At 48.1% G+C, this 17,321-nt stretch carries 15 protein-coding genes; all 15 read right to left on the bottom strand.

Annotation, left to right across the window (positions count from 1 at the left end; translation table 11 throughout):
- Positions 1-303: 303 nt before the first annotated feature.
- Positions 304-972: a ribulose-phosphate 3-epimerase gene (rpe, locus tag ACM1ND_RS16775; protein WP_028540565.1), complete on the bottom strand. Its 669-nt coding sequence runs from the start codon at positions 970-972 to the stop codon at positions 304-306.
- Between the two features lie 4 nt (positions 973-976).
- On the bottom strand, positions 977-1,894 hold the full coding sequence (gene rsgA / locus ACM1ND_RS16780; RefSeq protein WP_418026358.1) for a ribosome small subunit-dependent GTPase A: 918 nt from the start codon (positions 1,892-1,894) through the stop codon (positions 977-979).
- A gap of 73 nt (positions 1,895-1,967) precedes the next feature.
- Entirely contained in the window at positions 1,968-4,238 is a 2,271-nt protein-coding gene (pknB, locus tag ACM1ND_RS16785) for a Stk1 family PASTA domain-containing Ser/Thr kinase (protein WP_418026359.1), read from the bottom strand.
- On the bottom strand, positions 4,235-5,011 hold the full coding sequence (locus tag ACM1ND_RS16790; protein ID WP_025723490.1) for a Stp1/IreP family PP2C-type Ser/Thr phosphatase: 777 nt from the start codon (positions 5,009-5,011) through the stop codon (positions 4,235-4,237). The genes pknB and ACM1ND_RS16790 overlap by 4 nt, the downstream gene beginning before the upstream one ends.
- Before the next feature lie 6 nt (positions 5,012-5,017).
- Positions 5,018-6,058, bottom strand: coding sequence for a 23S rRNA (adenine(2503)-C(2))-methyltransferase RlmN (gene rlmN / locus ACM1ND_RS16795; RefSeq protein WP_013310887.1), 1,041 nt, complete (start codon positions 6,056-6,058; stop codon positions 5,018-5,020).
- A gap of 187 nt (positions 6,059-6,245) precedes the next feature.
- Positions 6,246-7,661 carry a 16S rRNA (cytosine(967)-C(5))-methyltransferase RsmB gene (rsmB, locus tag ACM1ND_RS16800; RefSeq protein ID WP_071558516.1) on the bottom strand — a complete coding sequence of 472 codons (1,416 nt, stop codon included), beginning with the start codon at positions 7,659-7,661 and terminating at the stop codon, positions 6,246-6,248.
- Positions 7,658-8,617 carry a methionyl-tRNA formyltransferase gene (fmt, locus tag ACM1ND_RS16805; protein WP_028540562.1) on the bottom strand — a complete coding sequence of 320 codons (960 nt, stop codon included), beginning with the start codon at positions 8,615-8,617 and terminating at the stop codon, positions 7,658-7,660. The genes rsmB and fmt overlap by 4 nt, the downstream gene beginning before the upstream one ends.
- A gap of 6 nt (positions 8,618-8,623) precedes the next feature.
- Positions 8,624-9,121, bottom strand: a complete 498-nt coding sequence (def, locus tag ACM1ND_RS16810; RefSeq protein WP_013310890.1) for a peptide deformylase — start codon at positions 9,119-9,121, stop codon at positions 8,624-8,626.
- Positions 9,122-9,253: 132 nt separating this feature from the next.
- Positions 9,254-11,830 (bottom strand): primosomal protein N', encoded by a 2,577-nt coding sequence (priA, locus tag ACM1ND_RS16815; RefSeq protein WP_028540561.1) that lies wholly within the window; start codon positions 11,828-11,830, stop codon positions 9,254-9,256.
- Complete coding sequence (gene coaBC, locus ACM1ND_RS16820; RefSeq protein WP_023989307.1) at positions 11,830-13,134, bottom strand: bifunctional phosphopantothenoylcysteine decarboxylase/phosphopantothenate--cysteine ligase CoaBC; 1,305 nt, start codon at positions 13,132-13,134, stop codon at positions 11,830-11,832. The genes priA and coaBC overlap by 1 nt, the downstream gene beginning before the upstream one ends.
- A gap of 90 nt (positions 13,135-13,224) precedes the next feature.
- On the bottom strand, positions 13,225-13,428 hold the full coding sequence (rpoZ, locus tag ACM1ND_RS16825) for a DNA-directed RNA polymerase subunit omega (RefSeq protein ID WP_013310893.1): 204 nt from the start codon (positions 13,426-13,428) through the stop codon (positions 13,225-13,227).
- A 122-nt stretch (positions 13,429-13,550) separates the two neighbouring features.
- Positions 13,551-14,123 carry a guanylate kinase gene (gene gmk, locus ACM1ND_RS16830; protein ID WP_013310894.1) on the bottom strand — a complete coding sequence of 191 codons (573 nt, stop codon included), beginning with the start codon at positions 14,121-14,123 and terminating at the stop codon, positions 13,551-13,553.
- Positions 14,124-14,137: 14 nt separating this feature from the next.
- Positions 14,138-14,398: an extracellular matrix/biofilm regulator RemA gene (gene remA, locus ACM1ND_RS16835; RefSeq protein WP_005548256.1), complete on the bottom strand. Its 261-nt coding sequence runs from the start codon at positions 14,396-14,398 to the stop codon at positions 14,138-14,140.
- A gap of 56 nt (positions 14,399-14,454) precedes the next feature.
- Complete coding sequence (locus tag ACM1ND_RS16840; protein WP_028540560.1) at positions 14,455-15,342, bottom strand: YicC/YloC family endoribonuclease; 888 nt, start codon at positions 15,340-15,342, stop codon at positions 14,455-14,457.
- A 35-nt stretch (positions 15,343-15,377) separates the two neighbouring features.
- Positions 15,378-17,264, bottom strand: a complete 1,887-nt coding sequence (locus tag ACM1ND_RS16845) for a bifunctional homocysteine S-methyltransferase/methylenetetrahydrofolate reductase (protein ID WP_023989309.1) — start codon at positions 17,262-17,264, stop codon at positions 15,378-15,380.
- Positions 17,265-17,321 lie beyond the last annotated feature (57 nt).

Genomic DNA, 17,321 nt, shown 5'->3' on the forward strand with positions numbered 1-17,321 from the left:
ATGAGAATCCCGCTCATGTAACCATATTTATGCACAACCATCCCAGGCTATACCATCAGACAAGTCCGCGAATATAGAGATATGCTGAGAGTATGAAAATAAACAGGATATAATAAAGTACGCTGCACACTACAAAACCTATTCGTAAACCACGCCGTTCATTTTTCCGAAAATAAAACAGTACAATTAGAACAGCCAAAAGTGAAAGAACAGCATTCCAAGGAGCCTTCACTAGCGAGAAACAGCTAAGGGTCAACCCCGTCGCCATGCTCGCTACAGTCATCCACAATGCTTCGGTCAGCTTCACTTGGACAAACGTGCTGCACTGTCCCGAATCGCAGCTATAGCCGCAGCGCGGTCTGTTCTGCCAAATACCGCACTCCCAGCCACCAGCACGTCAGCCCCCGCTTCAAATACGGCTGGTGCCGTCTCCTCCGCAATACCTCCGTCTACCTCGATATGTACGTCTGGACGACCCAGTTCGTTCAGCCAAGCACGGATTTGTCTGATTTTATTTAACGTCTCTGGAATGAAGGACTGACCTCCAAAGCCAGGATTGACCGTCATCACCAGAATCATATCCACATTTGGCAGCACTTCCTTGATCGCGTATGGTGAAGTACCCGGATTGAGAGCCACTCCAGCCAGAGCGCCTTGCTGCTTGATCAAGTGAAGGACACCATGCAAATGAACACAGGCCTCAGCATGAACAGTGATGATGTTGGCTCCTGCTTTTACGAAATCGCCAATATAGCGTTCAGGATGCTCAATCATCAGATGAACATCTAAGGGAAGAGTCGTATGCGGACGAATAGCCTGAACGATAGGTGGGCCCAGTGTAATATTGGATACAAAATGTCCATCCATTACATCCACATGAATCCAGTCTGCCCCTCCTGCCTCAGCTTCCGCAACTTCACTGCCCAAGCGAGCAAAATCAGCGGATAAAATCGACGGTGCTATTTTTAACATATACTCAGTACCTCCGCTTTTTTTCTTTTAATTCCTGATAGAACTGCAAATAGCTACCATATCGTCCCTGTGAAATATGGCCTTCTTCCAGGGCCTCTCTTACTTTACAGCTAGGCTCGTGAATATGGGTACACCCCCGAAATTTACATCCTTCCGCATACTGCTGGAATTCACGAAAACAGGGAGATAACTCATCCACACCTAGCTCCAGAAAATCCAGCTGGCTAAACCCCGGTGTATCTGCTACAAACCCTCCGTTGTCTAGAGGAATCAGCTCCACATGACGAGTTGTATGTTTTCCTCGGCCCAGCTTATTGCTTATGGCGCTCGTCTCCAGCGTTAACCCAGGCTCCAGAGCATTAAGCATGGAAGACTTTCCTACACCTGATTGCCCGGAAAACACGCTGATTTGACCAGCCAACAGCTTCTTAAGCTCAGCCGTCCCTTCTCCGGTACGGGCACTGGTCACCAGCACCTCATAACCGATCTTCCGGTACATTTCCTGAACGGCCAGCACGGTGTCATCCTCTGAAGGGCTGCCTTCATACAAATCGCGCTTAGTCAGACAGATAATCGTATCCAGTCCGGCGTGCTCAATATGGACTAAAAATTTGTCCAGTAAAGGCAGGTTTAAATCCGGCTCACGCAAGGAAAACAGTAGCACGGCTAGCGTGGTATTAGCTACTGGAGGACGAATTAGCTCTGTCGTACGCTTTCTAATCTCCTCGACCATACCTTCCCCGTTCTCAGTCAGTTCGTAAACGACCCGATCACCGACAAGAGGCGTAATCTCTTTTTTCTTAAAAATGCCGCGTGCTCTGCATTGTACTGTAGCTTCGCCAGATACCGGACGCCCATCCTGATCCAGGCTGGAGACATAATAATATCCGCTAAGCGCCTTGACGATCAGACCTTCAGGCATGTGTAAGATGTCCTCCTTCATAATGTTCAAGTTTCATTGCGTATAACAGGTTGAGCATCTTCCTATTGCAAGTTTACTGATGCTGAACAGCCTCAATCACTTTTTCCTTCTTTGCGTGGCCTGGGTTGTTTTTATGACTAACCGCCAACTCACTGCGCGTACTCTCCGTGGAATTCGTTCCAGGAACAAAGGCGGAAGGGTCACCATTACCTCCTGTGCCCTCCTGATTGTTCGAGTCGCCTCCACTATTGCCAGTATCATTAGAAGATCCCCCGCTATCACCTTCCTCGCCGTTTCCACTTCCATTCTGCGAGGAAGTACCATCAGGTGTATCCGTTGGTGAAGTTCCAGCAGGCGGAGCAATTTGGGGCATCGTCACCGTTCCATTTTTCGCCTCAATATAAGAGACTGGATACGTATCAATAAAGTCACCATCTCTAAATACTGAGACAACACTGTCTTTGTTCGGAGCCATTAGCAGATTGATAGTGAACATCTGTGTCGTATTAATCGTACGGCTTCCCCATTCCTGATTTTCTCCACGCGCATCCGTATAAGTGATACGAATTTTGCTGTTTTTGCCCTCTTCCTTCGGCGCAACAGGCACATTAAATGGTAGTGTAATAGCTTCTGGCGGGTAACCCGTGCTTACATAAAACGTAATTTCCGTATTTGGTGGCAACTCACTGCCTGCCTCTGACGGCCACTGTTTGGTTACTCTTCCTTTTTCCTGCTCATAGCTAAATTCTTCTTTAATCGAGCCAACCTTCAGCCCTGCCTTTTTAACCTCATTTTCTGCTTGGTTCTGCGTCTTCCCTACCAGGCTTGGCATTTTCACAGTATCAGCGCCCTTGCTGACTGTGAGCACAACCTGGACTGAGTCCTTATCAAATGGCTCATTTGCAGCGGGTGTCTGACTAAGGACGGTCCCCGCGGCCTGATCACTGAACTGCTCATTTTGCTGAATCTGCGTCTCCTTAATTTGCTGGGCGGTCAGCAGCTTAACAGCATTCTCGTAGCTTTGGCCTTTGACATCCGGCATCGGAGTGAGCGGCTTGGCAATCCCGACTTTCAGACTAATCTTGGTTCCTTCCTTGACTAAAGAATCTGCAGGATAGCTTTGATAAAATACAACTCCTGGCGCGATTCCCTCTTTGTATTCATGCTGTATTGGCTCCTCAATGAGTAATCCCGCTTTACTGAGATTAACCTTCGCTTGGTCTTCTGTTTGTGTCAATACACCTGGTACTTTTACCTCAGGCACGACAAGTACACTTTGCACATAGTACACCACTCCGCCCATGCACAGAAGTAACACCAACACTAGTGTTACCCACAAGATCGCTTTTTTTCTATTATTTTTGGACGATTGCTTGCTCGGAAGCTGTTCAGACTCACGCGGTTGAGCAGGTACATCATCGCCACTAGAAGACATCCCTAATTGTTGAGGCTTAATAGCCGGAATAACCCGTGTTTGATCCTCATCATCCAAATGTGTAAACTCCAGCTTGGATTCATTACGCCGTCCCGGCAGCAAACAGGTTTCCAGATCTTTTAGCATTTCGTCTGCCGATTGATAACGCTCTTCTGGATTTTTGCGCATGGATTTTAGAATGACATTTTCCACACTTTGCGGAATCAACGGATTAATTTTACGTGGTTCCTCAAATTCCTCTTGCAAATGCTTGAGCGCTACACTAATTGGACTTTCTCCCAGGAAAGGGAGCTGCGCTGTCAGCATTTGATATAAGACAATACCTAAAGAATATAAGTCCGATTTTTCGCCGGTGACGACACCCTTTGCATGCTCAGGTGAAAAATAATGAACAGAACCCACAACAGAACCCGTCTGGGTAATGGTCGTTGACGTAACAGCTCTAGCAATCCCAAAATCAGTTACCTTAACCCGTCCATTACGTCCAATTAATATATTATGAGGCTTAATGTCTCGGTGAATGATCTGATTTTGATGGGCATGCTCCAGCGCATCACAAATCTGGGAAGCAATCCGTACTGCTTCATCCACTTGCAATGGTGCACGTTCTTTAATAATCTCATTCAAATTTTTACCTTCGATGCACTCCATTACAATATAATGGATTTCATCCTCTTGGCCGACATCATAAATACTGACCACATTCGAATGCGAAAGCGAGGCCGCAGACTGCGCCTCACGCCGAAATCGGCGAATAAATTCCTCATCATGAACAAATTGCTGGCGCAACACTTTAACTGCGACATTGCGATTCAGCAAAATGTCTTGAGCCTTATACACCAGCGCCATACCGCCGCCACCGATACGCTCAATAATTTCGTATCTTCCCCCTAGCAGGTGCCCGATCATGCGTCACACCCCTTTTCACTCAATGAAACCGTGTCGTCGGGCAATTCAAACAAAGCTACAGTAATGTTATCGTCTCCTCCGGCAAGCAACGCCAGATGTAGCAGACGATCCGCGCGCTCCTCCAAAGGATTCTCTGCGGCACCTACTACTTTGCTGATTTGTTCTTCCGTTACCAGATTGCTTAATCCGTCGCTACACAGTAACAGTACATCGCCTTTTTCCAGCGCAATGGAGTCAATATCCACTTTCACCTCGGAATCAGTGCCCAGCGCCCGTGTCAGTACATTGCGACGAGGATGGTTCTCCCGTTCTTCCTTACTGATCTGACCGTTTTTGAACAGCTCATTAACCAAAGTATGGTCTTCTGTAAGCTGACGTACCGCTCCTTTAGAAATGACATAGGCACGACTGTCACCGATATGTCCGATAATTCCGGATGCGTCGTTTAATAAAACCGCAACAACTGTCGTTCCCATATTATGATACTTTTCATCGCGTGCAGCCGTCTGGAAGATGACTTCATTGGCATGCAAAATAGCGTCGCTGAGCGCCGCCGTCAAAGAATGTGCGGATAATCCGCTCTCCAGCGTCGCCAAATCAGCGGCAAGTGTCTCTACCGCAAGGCGGCTGGCCGTATCACCGGCCAAATGCCCCCCCATACCATCGGCAACAATCCCAAGGATATAGCCTTGCTCCAAGTGCCTGATCCAGGCAGAATCCTCATTCACCGAACGTACACGTCCGACATGGCTGACATGAACTGTTTTGATCAAATGGTTTCACCCCAACTCCATATGCTTTGCACGCAACTGACCGCAAGCAGCGGCAATATCGTGACCCTGTTCACGCCGGATCGTCACATTGACGCCTTTTTCGGCAAGAATACGTTGGAAATTAAAAATATCACTGCGTGATGTGCGTACATACTTGCGCTCAGGCACATGATTGACTGGAATCAAATTGACGTGACACAGCATGTCCTTTAACACATCCGCTAGCTCTTCAGCATGTTCTGCCTGATCGTTTACCCCACCAATCAGGGCATATTCAAACGAAATTCTCCGCCCCGTCTTAGCAAGATAGTAACGTAGAGAATCCATAACATCCTTAAAGGGATAACGCCGATTTACAGGCATCAGCTTCGAACGAAGCGCATCATTAGGCGCATGAATGGATATTGCCAGATTAATCTGGGTATCCTCGTCGGCAAATTTATAAATATTCGGTACAATACCGCTGGTCGACACTGTGATATGACGTTGACCAATGTTCAGACCTTTTTCATGAACCATTGTACGTAAAAACGTCATGGTCGCTTCATAGTTTTCAAAAGGCTCGCCCGAGCCCATAATCACGATGCTACTCACTCGTTCATTGGTTTTATCCAAAATTTTCTGAGCCTGCACCACCTGTGCAGTAATTTCACCAGCCGTCAGGTTCCGTTTGAGGCCTCCGAGCGTCGAAGCGCAGAAAGTACAACCAATCCGGCAACCCACTTGAGTCGTTACACAAATGCTGTTTCCGTAATTGTGTCTCATAATGACCGTTTCAATGGCATGATCATCGTGCAAACCGAACAGGAATTTTACTGTACCGTCCTTCGATTCCAACTTTGTAATTTCACTAAGCGTCACAAAACTAAATTGCTCCTCAAGCTTCTCTCTCAGCGCCTTGGACAAATTCGTCATCTCGCTGAAATCATTGACTCGCTTCACATACAGCCAGTCAAAAATTTGTCCTCCACGAAAAGCAGGCTCGCCATTGTTCTTGGCCCAGTCCTGAAGCTCCTCCAGAGTTAAATCATATATAAAAGGTTTCATCAATGTTTGCACCCGTTCCTTCTTCATTAAGTTCTGTTTGATCGCAGATAGTATTTTTCATTCTTCCTATTTTAGCACAAATCCCTGAGGGGGTAAAAATTTTTCGTCTTCATGCAAAAAACCGCCGGAAATGTTCCGGCGGAATGTGGAAATACTGGTGGAAAGCTGCCTGGAATTCTCTTCCGCGCTATTTCACCCGACGCAGGCGCGCGATATAAAATCCGTCGCTGTGGAAATGCTGCGGTAACAGCTGTACCGAGCCTCCCTGTATACTATCCTTTTCGCGGCTCACGTCCGGGAAGGAATGACCCTCTGCCAATTCATACTCTGGATGTTCGCTTAAAAATTGAGTCAATTGTCCTTCATTTTCGTCCGGTTCAATCGTGCATGTGCTGTATACCAGAATACCACCTGGCTTCAACAGTCCCGCCACACTATCCAGCAGCTCATGCTGAAGCTGTGTAATGTCGCGAACATCCTGCGCAGTTTTGCTCCAACGCAGGTCCGGTTTACGACGAATCACTCCAAAGCCAGAGCATGGCGCATCCAGCAAAATACGGTCAAAAGAAGCTGGAGCATATCGTTCCTTCAGTTCTAGCGCATCACCAGTGACTGTTTCCACGGCATCCAGACCAAGTCGATTAGCCTGTTCACGAATTAATTGATGCTTATGGGCATGCAGATCATTCGCAACTATCCGTCCGTGATCCTTCATCAGCTCAGCCATATGAGCTGTTTTGCCACCTGGAGCGGCACAGCAATCCAGTACCAGCATGCCAGGCTCAGGAGCGACTGCTTCGGCAACGAGCATGGAGCTTTCATCCTGTACGGACAGCAAGCCGTCCGTATACCACGAGGTAAGCGCCATATTTCCACCGCTACGAACAACAATCCCATAGGGACTAACTGCCGAAGGAACGGCATCAAGCCCTTTTGAGTTCATCTCGTCCAGCAGCTGATCACGGCTGATCATTGTCGTATTCACCCGTACGCTGACCGCAGGGGGCTCATTATTAGCCTGACAGATAGCCTCAGCAGTATCTGCACCGTACTGCTTAATCCAGCGCTTAACCAGCCACTGTGGATGGGAATGTTCTAATGAAATCCGTTCCTCCGGTGACAAATCGTCAGGAATACGCAGCTTGTCCGGCTCACGCAGCATGCTGCGGAGCACGCCGTTGACCATACCGGAAATACCCTGATGCCCACGCCGCTTGGCAATGGTCACCGCTTCACTAACGACTGCATGATCCGGAACTCGATCCAGATACACCACCTGATACACACTCATCCGCAGCAACGAACGTACCCAAGCCTGAAGCTTGGCCGTTCCTTTTTGAACAAATTTATTCAAAAAATAATCTAGTGTATTTCGGCGTGCGACTGTACCGTATACAAGTTCCGTCGCCAAACCAGCATCACTTGCAGACAAACCTGCCTGCTGAAGCCGACGATTTAGCTCAAGATTGCTATACGCACCCTCTTGCTCCACACTGGTCAACACATCAAGTGCAACTTCCCGCGCCGTCTGATTGCGAGTCTTGCCGGTTCTGGCACCCACTCCCTTGCCTTGGCCTCCCTGGCGGGAGTGACTCCCGCTCATCCGAGCACCATGCCTGGCTTCATCTGTCCGCCGCGTGCAAAGGTTCCAGCATCCATAACTTTTTTGCCAGCCGGTTGAACCTGAGTCAGCCAGAGAGTTCCTTCGCCTGTCTGCACCTCAATGCCACGAGCGGTCAATTGAAGAACCGTCCCGGGTGCTGGAGCATTTGAGACACTCACTTCATTATTTATGAAAGGCTGCTCAGCAGCCCATATTTTAAAAACATTTCCCTCCCAAAGCGTAAACGCGCCGGAAAAGGGAACAAGGCCGCGAATCCGGTTGTATATCTGCTGTGCATTGTCACTCCACGAAATGCGCTCATCGTCGCGGTTCAGGTTAGGGGCATAGGTAGCCTCGTCCTCATTTTGCGGCGTACGGTCTGATTGGCCTGCCAGCAACTTAGGCAGCTCGTCCTGCAAAAGCTTTGCTCCAGCTACGCTTAACTTCTCAAAAATCGTACCGGAGGTATCCTCCGGCTCTATAGCAACCTCAACTCGCGATATCATATCGCCAGTATCCAGTCCTTCCGCCATATACATCAGCGTCACACCCGTTACGGTCTCACCGTTAATAATCGCACGCTGGATCGGTGCACCTCCCCGATAACGGGGAAGTAACGAACCATGCACATTCAGACAGCCGAACCGAGGCAAGTCTAGTACGGACTTAGGCAAAATTTGCCCATAGGCTGCGGTTACGATCAGATCAGGACGCAGCTCTGCCACCTGGGCCACCGCTTCTGGCTGGCGCAGGCGGGTCGGTTGCAGTACAGGTAATCCGCGTTTTTCTGCCGCTTCCTTGACTGGTGTAGGCGTCAATATTTTTTTTCGTCCCTGTGGCTTATCGGGCTGTGTAATCACACCGACCACGTTATAACCGTTGTCCAGTAACATGTTCAGCGATGGCACTGCAAACTCAGGCGTACCCATAAAGATAATACGAATGTCTTGACTCATCGAACCTCACTCTCCTATCTGACGGTTCGGTCCTGGCTGTTCCAGCGCAACCTCATATACTTTTTCTGCAATATCCGTGAATAAAATTCCATTTAAATGGTCAATTTCATGCTGAAAAGCACGAGAAAGCAATCCTGTCGCTGTAACGGTAATGGCCTTACCCTCGCGGTCCAGTCCCTTGACTGTAACCTTCTCGGCACGACGCACATCCCCGTTCAACCCAGGTATACTCAGGCAGCCTTCAGGACCCAATTCCTCCCCTTCTTCGGCCACGATCTCTGGATTGATCATTTTAATCAATCCATGCTCATCTCCAGCATCTACAACAATGAGACGCTTCAAAATACCTACTTGCGGAGCAGCAAGACCTACTCCCTCCGCTTCATACATCGTATCTGCCATATCGTCGAGCAGCTTTTGCACGTTAGGCGTAATTTTAGTGACTTCCTTTGCTACTTTGTGCAATACGTCATCCGGCTCCAACACTATAATTCTAATTGACATGACAACAGAACACCTTCCTCTTTATGTTTCATTTAGGCTTAACTGTATTCATCACACACGCGACTGCTACATTATCCTATGTACGGACGGCTTGTCCGCATTAATTGTGATAATAACTTTTGTGGCAACACTCTACATAAGCATTTGCGGATCAACATCCAGACTAATCAGCAACTTTTGTGCCTGTGCGGATTCGGCCATTTCATCAGCTACTTGCTGAGCCAAACTAATCGCATCGATATTTCCACGCCATTTTATCATACATTGAAATCGGTATCTATTCTTGATTCTCGAAATGGGTGAAGCTACTGGCCCCAAAATGTCGAGTACATCCGATGTAAGACGATCCATATTCCCGAACCAGCCCCGTTGTCTGGCCCGTCCCTGTAGTGTTGCTGAATAATTCTCAGCCAATCGGACCAGCACCGGGAGTTGTTCATGAGAAAAGGTCACCAAAATAAGACGACAATATGGTGGATAGTGCAAATTGCGGCGGTGTTTCAATTCTTCCCTCACAAAAGAAGCATAATCATGGCGACTTGCGTGAATCACCGAATAATGCTCTGGAGTATAGGATTGTACGAATACTTCCCCCGGCAATTGATGTCTCCCAGCCCGTCCAGCTACTTGTGTTAACAGCTGAAATGTCTTTTCCGCAGCCCGAAAATCCGGTAAATTGAGAGCCGAATCCGCAGTAATGACACCAACCAGTGTCACATCGGGAAAGTCCAGGCCTTTGGCAACCATTTGAGTACCGAGCAGCACGTCCGCTTTTTTATCACGAAATTGCTTGAGAAGCTTTTCGTGGGCATTTTTTTCTGTCGTTGTATCAACATCCATTCGAACAACACGTATACCGGGGAATAGCTTCGCCAGCTCTTCTTCCACTCGCTGGGTACCTGTACCGAAATAACGAATATGCTCACTACCGCACTCAGGGCAAGTCTGAGGCACGGGCTCGGAATAACCACAGTAATGGCAACGTAAATTGTTCGACCGCTGATGATACGTAAGGGAAATATCACAATGCGGACAACCCGCGACATAGCCACAGCTACGGCACATGACGAACGTGGAGTGCCCACGCCGATTCAACAGTAGTACCGTCTGCTCCTTACGCTCTAACCGCTCTGCAATTCCATTATGCAACGCACGGCTGAACATAGAGCGGTTGCCAGCACGCAGTTCCTCACGCATATCCATGATATGTACTTCGGGTAACGTGTTCCCCAATGCGCGAGTTGGCATTTCAAGCAGCAACGGCGCAAACTCGTCGTTGCTTTGTGAGCGAGCCGCATAGTAGCTTTCCAGCGACGGTGTTGCCGAGCCGAGAATAACGACAGCCCCATGCTGATGGGCTCTGCGAATGGCAACATCACGCGCATGGTATTTAGGTGTCTCTTCCTGCTTGTAGGACGTTTCGTGCTCCTCATCCATAATAATAAGACCTAACTCACGAAAAGGCGCAAATACTGCCGAGCGAGCACCAATCGCCACTTTCACACGGCCTTCGCGTATTTTGCGCCACTCATCGTACCGTTCCCCCCCGGACAACCTACTGTGCATCACTGCTACCTGATCGCCAAAGCGGCCTTTAAAACGTTCTACCATTTGTGGGGTTAACGATATTTCAGGTACCAGTACAATGGCCTGACGATTCTGCTCAATACAACGCTGAATCGTCTGTAGATAGATTTCCGTCTTACCGCTCCCTGTGACTCCATGCAACAAATAAGCTCCCTGCTCACGCGTGTCCAGCTGGCGAATAATCCGTTCATATACCGATTGCTGCTCTGCCGTGAGAGGGAGTGGCTCTGTAGGCTTGAAGTGTCTGCCCCGGTATGGGTCGCGGAACACTTCGACATCCTCCAGCAACACGTAGCCCTTATCTTCCAGCGCCTTAACCGTTGCTGCCGATACACTCAGTGAGGTCATGACCTCCTTCAGCGACAGAGGCAGAAACTCGCTACGTTCCAGCAAAAAAGCAAGTACCTCCCGCTGACGCTGCGCTTTGGCAGAAAATTGCTCCAGCGCCGTTGATGCCTCGTCTATGCCGATAGCCAGATCAACGGATTTCATGGTCTTTTTGCCGAGTTTGTCTTTAATAACTTGACTTTCCTGAAGCACACCCCGGCGTAACAGTGATTTAATAACCTCTGCTTCCTCAGGGAAACGTCGACTGAGTTGCTGCAATGGGACTTGCTCCTTCTCCTGAATGAAGCTAACAATCCGACGCTCCGTCGGATCACTCATACCATCGTCGGTCAGAAGTGCCCATTCGAGTTCATCGCCCTGATTCGGTTGTATAGTACGCTGTGGATGCGTTAACTCATGCTGTTCGGCAATTGAGATATAACGTTCTGCTTTGCCCTTGAGCGCGGTAGGAATCATCACTTGCAGTGCCATAATTTGATTACAAGCATAACGTTCGCTCATCCATTTGCCCAGTTCGACTAGGTCGGCAGATAAGGGTGGTACCAAATCCAGTAACTCCTGGATCGCTCTCATCCTGTATTTCGGTGGATCATCAGCTGGGACTACCGAGATGACAAAAGCCTGCACCGTCCGTTTGCCAAATGGCACAGCTACCCGGCTACCCGGCTCAATCCAAGGTCTCATTGAGTCTGGTATCAGATAATCGAAGGTGCGGTCCGTATCCTTGGCAGGTACATCGACAATGACCTTGGCAACTAAATTGCCCGTCTCCATTAATGCAGCACCCCACCCATGCGTCCCGCGGCTATAGTAAGCAACTTACGCGCAACTTCTTCCTTTGACTGTACAGGAATACGCTCTACGATCCCGCTTCGGTCATAAATTTGAACAGCATTCGTATCGACGCCAAAACCAGCACCATTCACAGTTACATCGTTTGCCGCGATCAAATCACAATTTTTACGTTCTAATTTATCTATCGCATACGTCTCCAAATGTTCGGTTTCAGCTGCAAAGCCAATTAAAAATTGATGTTTCTTACTCTGTCCGAGTGATTCTAGAATATCGACGTTCTTCACTAGCTCTAGCGTAAATACACTATCTTTTTTCTTGATCTTGGTCTGTGCAATCTCACGTGGTCGATAATCTGCAACTGCAGCAGCCATAACGACCATATCGCTCGTTTCCCATTGCTTTAATACAGCGGCGTACATGTCTTCAGCTGACTGGACTCTTTCAAGCATAATACCAGCAGGCGGTTCCGCGCTGGTATTGGCAGCAATCAAGTGCACCTCTGCACCCATCTCCTGAGCCACTTTTGCAATGGCAAAGCCCATTTTGCCAGATGAATCATTTGTGATATAACGCACTGGATCAATTCGCTCTATCGTGCCTCCAGCCGTTACAATGACTTTTTTGCCTGAAAGCACCGATTCATTCTCATTCACAAGTGACTCAGGCACTTGAGCCTCCATAGATTCGCCACCAAACCATCGTGGTTCAGACTTGATGTTGGTTTTTTGTTCCTGAGCTTGCTGATCAAAAAAGCGCTCTATGGTTTGCACAATTGTGTCCGGCTCTTCCAAACGTCCTTTGCCAACGTAACCGCAAGCCAGTAATCCTTCACCAGGCTCAATCATCTTCACGCCACGTGATACAAGCGTCTCCATATTTTGCATGACTGCCGGATGAGTGTACATATGTACGTTCATCGCAGGGGCCACCATAATAGGCGCTGTTGTAGCCAGCAGCGTTGTAGACAGCATATCATCAGCAAGACCATGCGCCATTTTCCCGATAATATTCGCAGTTGCAGGAGCAACAAGCACCAAATCAGCCGCATCCGCCAGATGAATATGGGATACGACTGACGGCTCTCTTTCATCAAATGTGTCACTGTACACCGGATTACGAGAGAGCGACTGCAACGTAAGTTCGGTAATAAACTCCTTGGCAGAGGCCGTCATAATCACATGAACCTCGGCTCCCTTTTGCGTCAACCTACTGCACAGCGCAGCCCCTTTGTAAGCAGCAATTCCGCCAGTTATACCAAGAATAATAACTTTTCCCTTCAACATCGTTAACTCCCCCTGACCTAAAAAAATAACAACCTTGCGGTTGTCAAAGGAATTGGCATTGCGCCCGGTTATAATAGTTGTGTATAATTCTTACTCGTCTTCGCCGCTTTCAAGACGCAGATGATCCGCGTAAATCTCTTCCAACGCCACTCCAACCTGTTTGTGGGATTTAGGATTCTTGAGAGTCGTCTTTTCACCCTCGCGCAACTGTCTGGCACGACGTGAAGCCGCTACAACCAACGAATACTTACTATCTGCCTTTTTCATCATTTCATCAATGGAAGGATACAGCACGAATAGACACCTCTTCATGTAGTTTTGGGACTGTATAAGCTGAACTCCAGTGTACACCTTCAAGCTCAGCTTATACAGTATTATTTCTCTTTAGGTACGCTTGGCATATGTAAAGCCCTCGTTTAAGGATGAACCTTACAATGTTCGGCGATAATAATGGATTCTATTCGTTTACAAGCGAAATCAATCTCATCATTGACGACCGCATAATCATAGTGACGCAACAAATTCATTTCATCCACAGCTACCGACATACGGTGGTCTATGGTCGCTTGAGTCTCTGTGCCCCGTCCCCGGATTCTATCCTTTAATTCGTCTAGCGAAGGCGGAAGCAGAAAAATGAATATGCCTTCTGGAAATTTTTCTTTAACCTTTAGCGCTCCCTGAACTTCAATCTCCAGAAAAATATCTTTTCCCTGCGCAAGCGTCTGATCTACAAAATCACGTGGAGTACCATAATAGTTCCCTACATACTCAGCATACTCCAGCATTTCATCTCGTTCAATCATACCCAAAAATTCTTCACGCGTTTTAAAAAAATAGGTCACTCCATCCTGTTCGCCTGAACGAGGTGTTCGAGTTGTAGCAGAAACGGAGTATGTTATCTCTGGTAGCTTATCACGCAATGCGTTGCCTACCGTCCCTTTACCGACACCCGAAGGTCCGGATATTACAAATAATAATCCCTTAGCCATAGTACACTCCATTTTTATTCGTCATTGTCATCATCTTTAGTGGATAGGCGATGAGCGACCGTCTCCGGCTGCACCGCAGACAGGATTACATGATCACTGTCTGTAATAATAACAGCCCGCGTCCGGCGGCCATAGGTAGCATCAATTAGCATATGACGGTCCCTGGCTTCCTGTATAATCCGCTTGATCGGAGCAGACTCCGGACTGACGATGGAGATAATTCGGTTGGCCGACACGATATTGCCGAAACCAATATTGATCAATTTGATTGCCATATTCAGGTCTTTCCCCCTATACATGTGACTCTTGCAGCCGTGCCGCTACCAGGTAGCTACTCAATATTTGCAGCCTGCTCACGAATTTTCTCGAGCTCTGCTTTCATCTCAACGACCAAATTAACCAATGTGAGATGATTAGCCTTGGAGCCGATCGTGTTGACTTCCCTGTTCATTTCCTGGATTAAAAAATCTAATTTGCGACCGGCCGGCTCGTCTGACAGCAGCAATCCCTTGCACTGTCCAAAGTGACTTTGAAGCCGGGTAAGTTCCTCATCAATATTGCTGCGATCCGCGAATAACGCAATCTCCATTCCGAACTTATGTTCATCAAGCGTAAATGAACCGTCCTGAAGCTCTTTAAGCCTGTGTTTCAGCCTGTTACGGTAGTCGCTCACAACATGAGGAGCCAGCACCGTCATTTCATGATGCAGGGATTCCAGCCGTAAAATACGGGATTCCACATCTTGCGCCAAATGCCCGCCTTCTCGCCTTCTCATCTCCAGTAAACCTTGCAAAGCTTCATTCAAAGCTCGCTGTAGTTGCTCTTCCCAGTCCTCTTCGTCTCCATGGCAAGCCTCTCCAGGCTCACCCAGAACGTCAGGCAAAGTAAGAATATCGCTTATCCCTAACGTTCCTTTCACTCCATAACGATCCGCCAGCTGCTCCGCTGCATGCAGGTAAGCCTGCACCACAGTGTCATTCAACCGCGCGGCGGGCATCTGTTCTTCATCACGTTCTCTGTGGATGAAGACATCGATACGACCGCGTTTAATCTGCTGTTGAACCGTTCTTCTCAAGCCATCTTCGTAACGAGTCCATTCGCGCGGAATTCTCATCATCACTTCGCAATAGCGGTGATTCACCGATTTCAATTCCAAGCGCACTTTATAGCCCTCATAATGAAGGATGGCTTGACCGTATCCGGTCATACTCAATGACATCGGCATCACATCCATTATACTATTGTAATTGATTATTATAGTCGAAACAAGGGGGCCTGTACGCGGCCTGATTTTTGCCATACGTAGGAAGTCAATTCAGCTGTCATTTCATAGAACATAAATGGAGTCATAAAATAGATACCATTAAAATGTTCCATTGCCGTATCGAGTAACTCCTTGGCAATAGACACGCCCATTGCTCGTCCTTCCGGACCCTCAAGACCAGACATACGTGCACGTACCTCATCGGATAACTGAATGCCTGGCACTTCATTGTGCAAGTATTCTGCATTGCGCCCACTAGCCAGCGGCATAATACCGATAAAAATCGGTACTTCCAAATGTCGTGTCGCTTCCGCGATGGCTGCAATGAGCTCGTGGTCGTAAACGGGCTGAGTCATAACATAATCAGCTCCGGAGGCAATTTTCTTCTCTAATCGCTGCACGGCTTTACCCAAATGCTTGACGTTAGGATTAAATGCGGCACCTACCACAAAATTAGCCTTCTGCTTCAGTGGCTTACCGGAAAATGCAACACCATCATTTAATTGCTTGATCATGCGTATGATTTCAAAAGAGGTCATATCATACACCGAACTGGCGCCTGGCAAATCACCAAACCGCGCCGGATCGCCAGTAACCGCCAGTACATGGTCAATACCGAGCGCGTCAAAACCCATCATGTGGGATTGAGTACCAATCAGATTGCGATCACGACAAGCTATATGAATTAATGGGCGCAAGCCTGTTTCAATACTGACCAAATGTCCAAGCGCCATGTTGCTCATACGAGTAACTGCAAGCGAGTTGTCAGCCAGTGTAAGTGCGTCGGCCCCGGCTTTCTTCAACGCATGAGCACCTTGCATAAACCTCGTAATGTCCAGATCGCGCGGAGGATCCAGTTCTACAATGACCGTATGTCGTTCCTTAACCAGATCCACAATGTTGGGCTCGCTGGTATGTCTGCCATTTCCTCGTTCCCCTTCATCTGCAATCTGCTCCGCCACTTGAAAGGACTCTTTCGACAGAGCTTCTTTTGAAGCCAGCGGAGGCGGTTGCAAACGGTTCAAAGCTTTTGAGATAGCTGCAATATGGTCCGGTGTAGTTCCGCAGCAACCACCGAGCAGCCTCGTCCCCAGGTCTACAAAGGACTTGGCACATTCCCCAAAATACTCAGGTGATGCACCGTATACATAGTGACCGTCCACATAATCTGCTAGTCCCGCATTCGGATATACGGACAGCGGTACAGACAAAGGGCCATCCAGCTGCTCCATTACACTCATAATTCCCTGCGGACCCGAGTGACAGTTAAATCCAAGGATGTCTGCCCCCTCATTACGCAGCACCGAAAAAGCTTCCGCAACTAAAAAACCATCCTGGGTACGACCAACCTGATCAACTGCAAACTGACAAATTACCGGAATGTCACTGTATTTACGTACACTGTGAAGCGCAATGCGTATTTCATCCAGTGAATAAAACGTTTCGCACAGAATGCCGTCGACTCCTTCGGAGAGAAGGGCATCAATTTGCTGCTCATAGTTTCTTGCCAGCTCCAGCTTGGATATGTTAAGCCGTTTGCCCCCACATATGGAACCCACCGCACCTACCACATAATGTTCAGGTCCGGCCGCAGCTCTGGCAATTCTCACACCGGCACGATTGATCTCTTCTACCTTAGATTCCAGTCCAAACCGGGCTAACTTATAATCATTTGCAGAAAATGTATTAGTCTCCAGCAATCGAGCTCCTGCACTTAAATATTGACTATGCACGTCTGATATAACGTCAGGCGAAGTGATGTTCAGTTCTTCGAAAGACGTATTGACTGGAAATCCTAGCTGATATAAAAAAGTCCCCATTGCGCCGTCTCCGACAATAATTTCACGATTCAGCACAGTACGCAAATCCGGTTTCATGTCCTCTGCTCCACCCCGCTCTTTATTTTCATACTAATGTAACATAAAGAGACTATA

The organism is Paenibacillus sp. JJ1722, assembly GCF_048282685.1.
GTDB lineage: Bacteria > Bacillota > Bacilli > Paenibacillales > Paenibacillaceae > Paenibacillus > Paenibacillus polymyxa_B.

What these genes read in the sequence shown, in the direction of transcription:
- fmt (WP_028540562.1), bottom strand. Translation starts at nt 8,617, where the DNA reads ATGAGTCAAGACATTCGTATTATCTTTATGGGTACGCCTGAGTTTGCA.
- remA (WP_005548256.1), bottom strand. Translation starts at nt 14,398, where the DNA reads ATGGCAATCAAATTGATCAATATTGGTTTCGGCAATATCGTGTCGGCC.
- rlmN (WP_013310887.1), bottom strand. Translation starts at nt 6,058, where the DNA reads ATGAAACCTTTTATATATGATTTAACTCTGGAGGAGCTTCAGGACTGG.
- ACM1ND_RS16840 (WP_028540560.1), bottom strand. Translation starts at nt 15,342, where the DNA reads ATGTCATTGAGTATGACCGGATACGGTCAAGCCATCCTTCATTATGAG.
- def (WP_013310890.1), bottom strand. Translation starts at nt 9,121, where the DNA reads ATGTCAATTAGAATTATAGTGTTGGAGCCGGATGACGTATTGCACAAA.
- rsgA (WP_418026358.1), bottom strand. Translation starts at nt 1,894, where the DNA reads ATGCCTGAAGGTCTGATCGTCAAGGCGCTTAGCGGATATTATTATGTC.
- rpe (WP_028540565.1), bottom strand. Translation starts at nt 972, where the DNA reads ATGTTAAAAATAGCACCGTCGATTTTATCCGCTGATTTTGCTCGCTTG.
- pknB (WP_418026359.1), bottom strand. Translation starts at nt 4,238, where the DNA reads ATGATCGGGCACCTGCTAGGGGGAAGATACGAAATTATTGAGCGTATC.
- rsmB (WP_071558516.1), bottom strand. Translation starts at nt 7,661, where the DNA reads ATGAGCGGGAGTCACTCCCGCCAGGGAGGCCAAGGCAAGGGAGTGGGT.
- ACM1ND_RS16845 (WP_023989309.1), bottom strand. Translation starts at nt 17,264, where the DNA reads ATGAAACCGGATTTGCGTACTGTGCTGAATCGTGAAATTATTGTCGGA.
- gmk (WP_013310894.1), bottom strand. Translation starts at nt 14,123, where the DNA reads ATGGCTAAGGGATTATTATTTGTAATATCCGGACCTTCGGGTGTCGGT.
- priA (WP_028540561.1), bottom strand. Translation starts at nt 11,830, where the DNA reads ATGGAGACGGGCAATTTAGTTGCCAAGGTCATTGTCGATGTACCTGCC.
- coaBC (WP_023989307.1), bottom strand. Translation starts at nt 13,134, where the DNA reads ATGTTGAAGGGAAAAGTTATTATTCTTGGTATAACTGGCGGAATTGCT.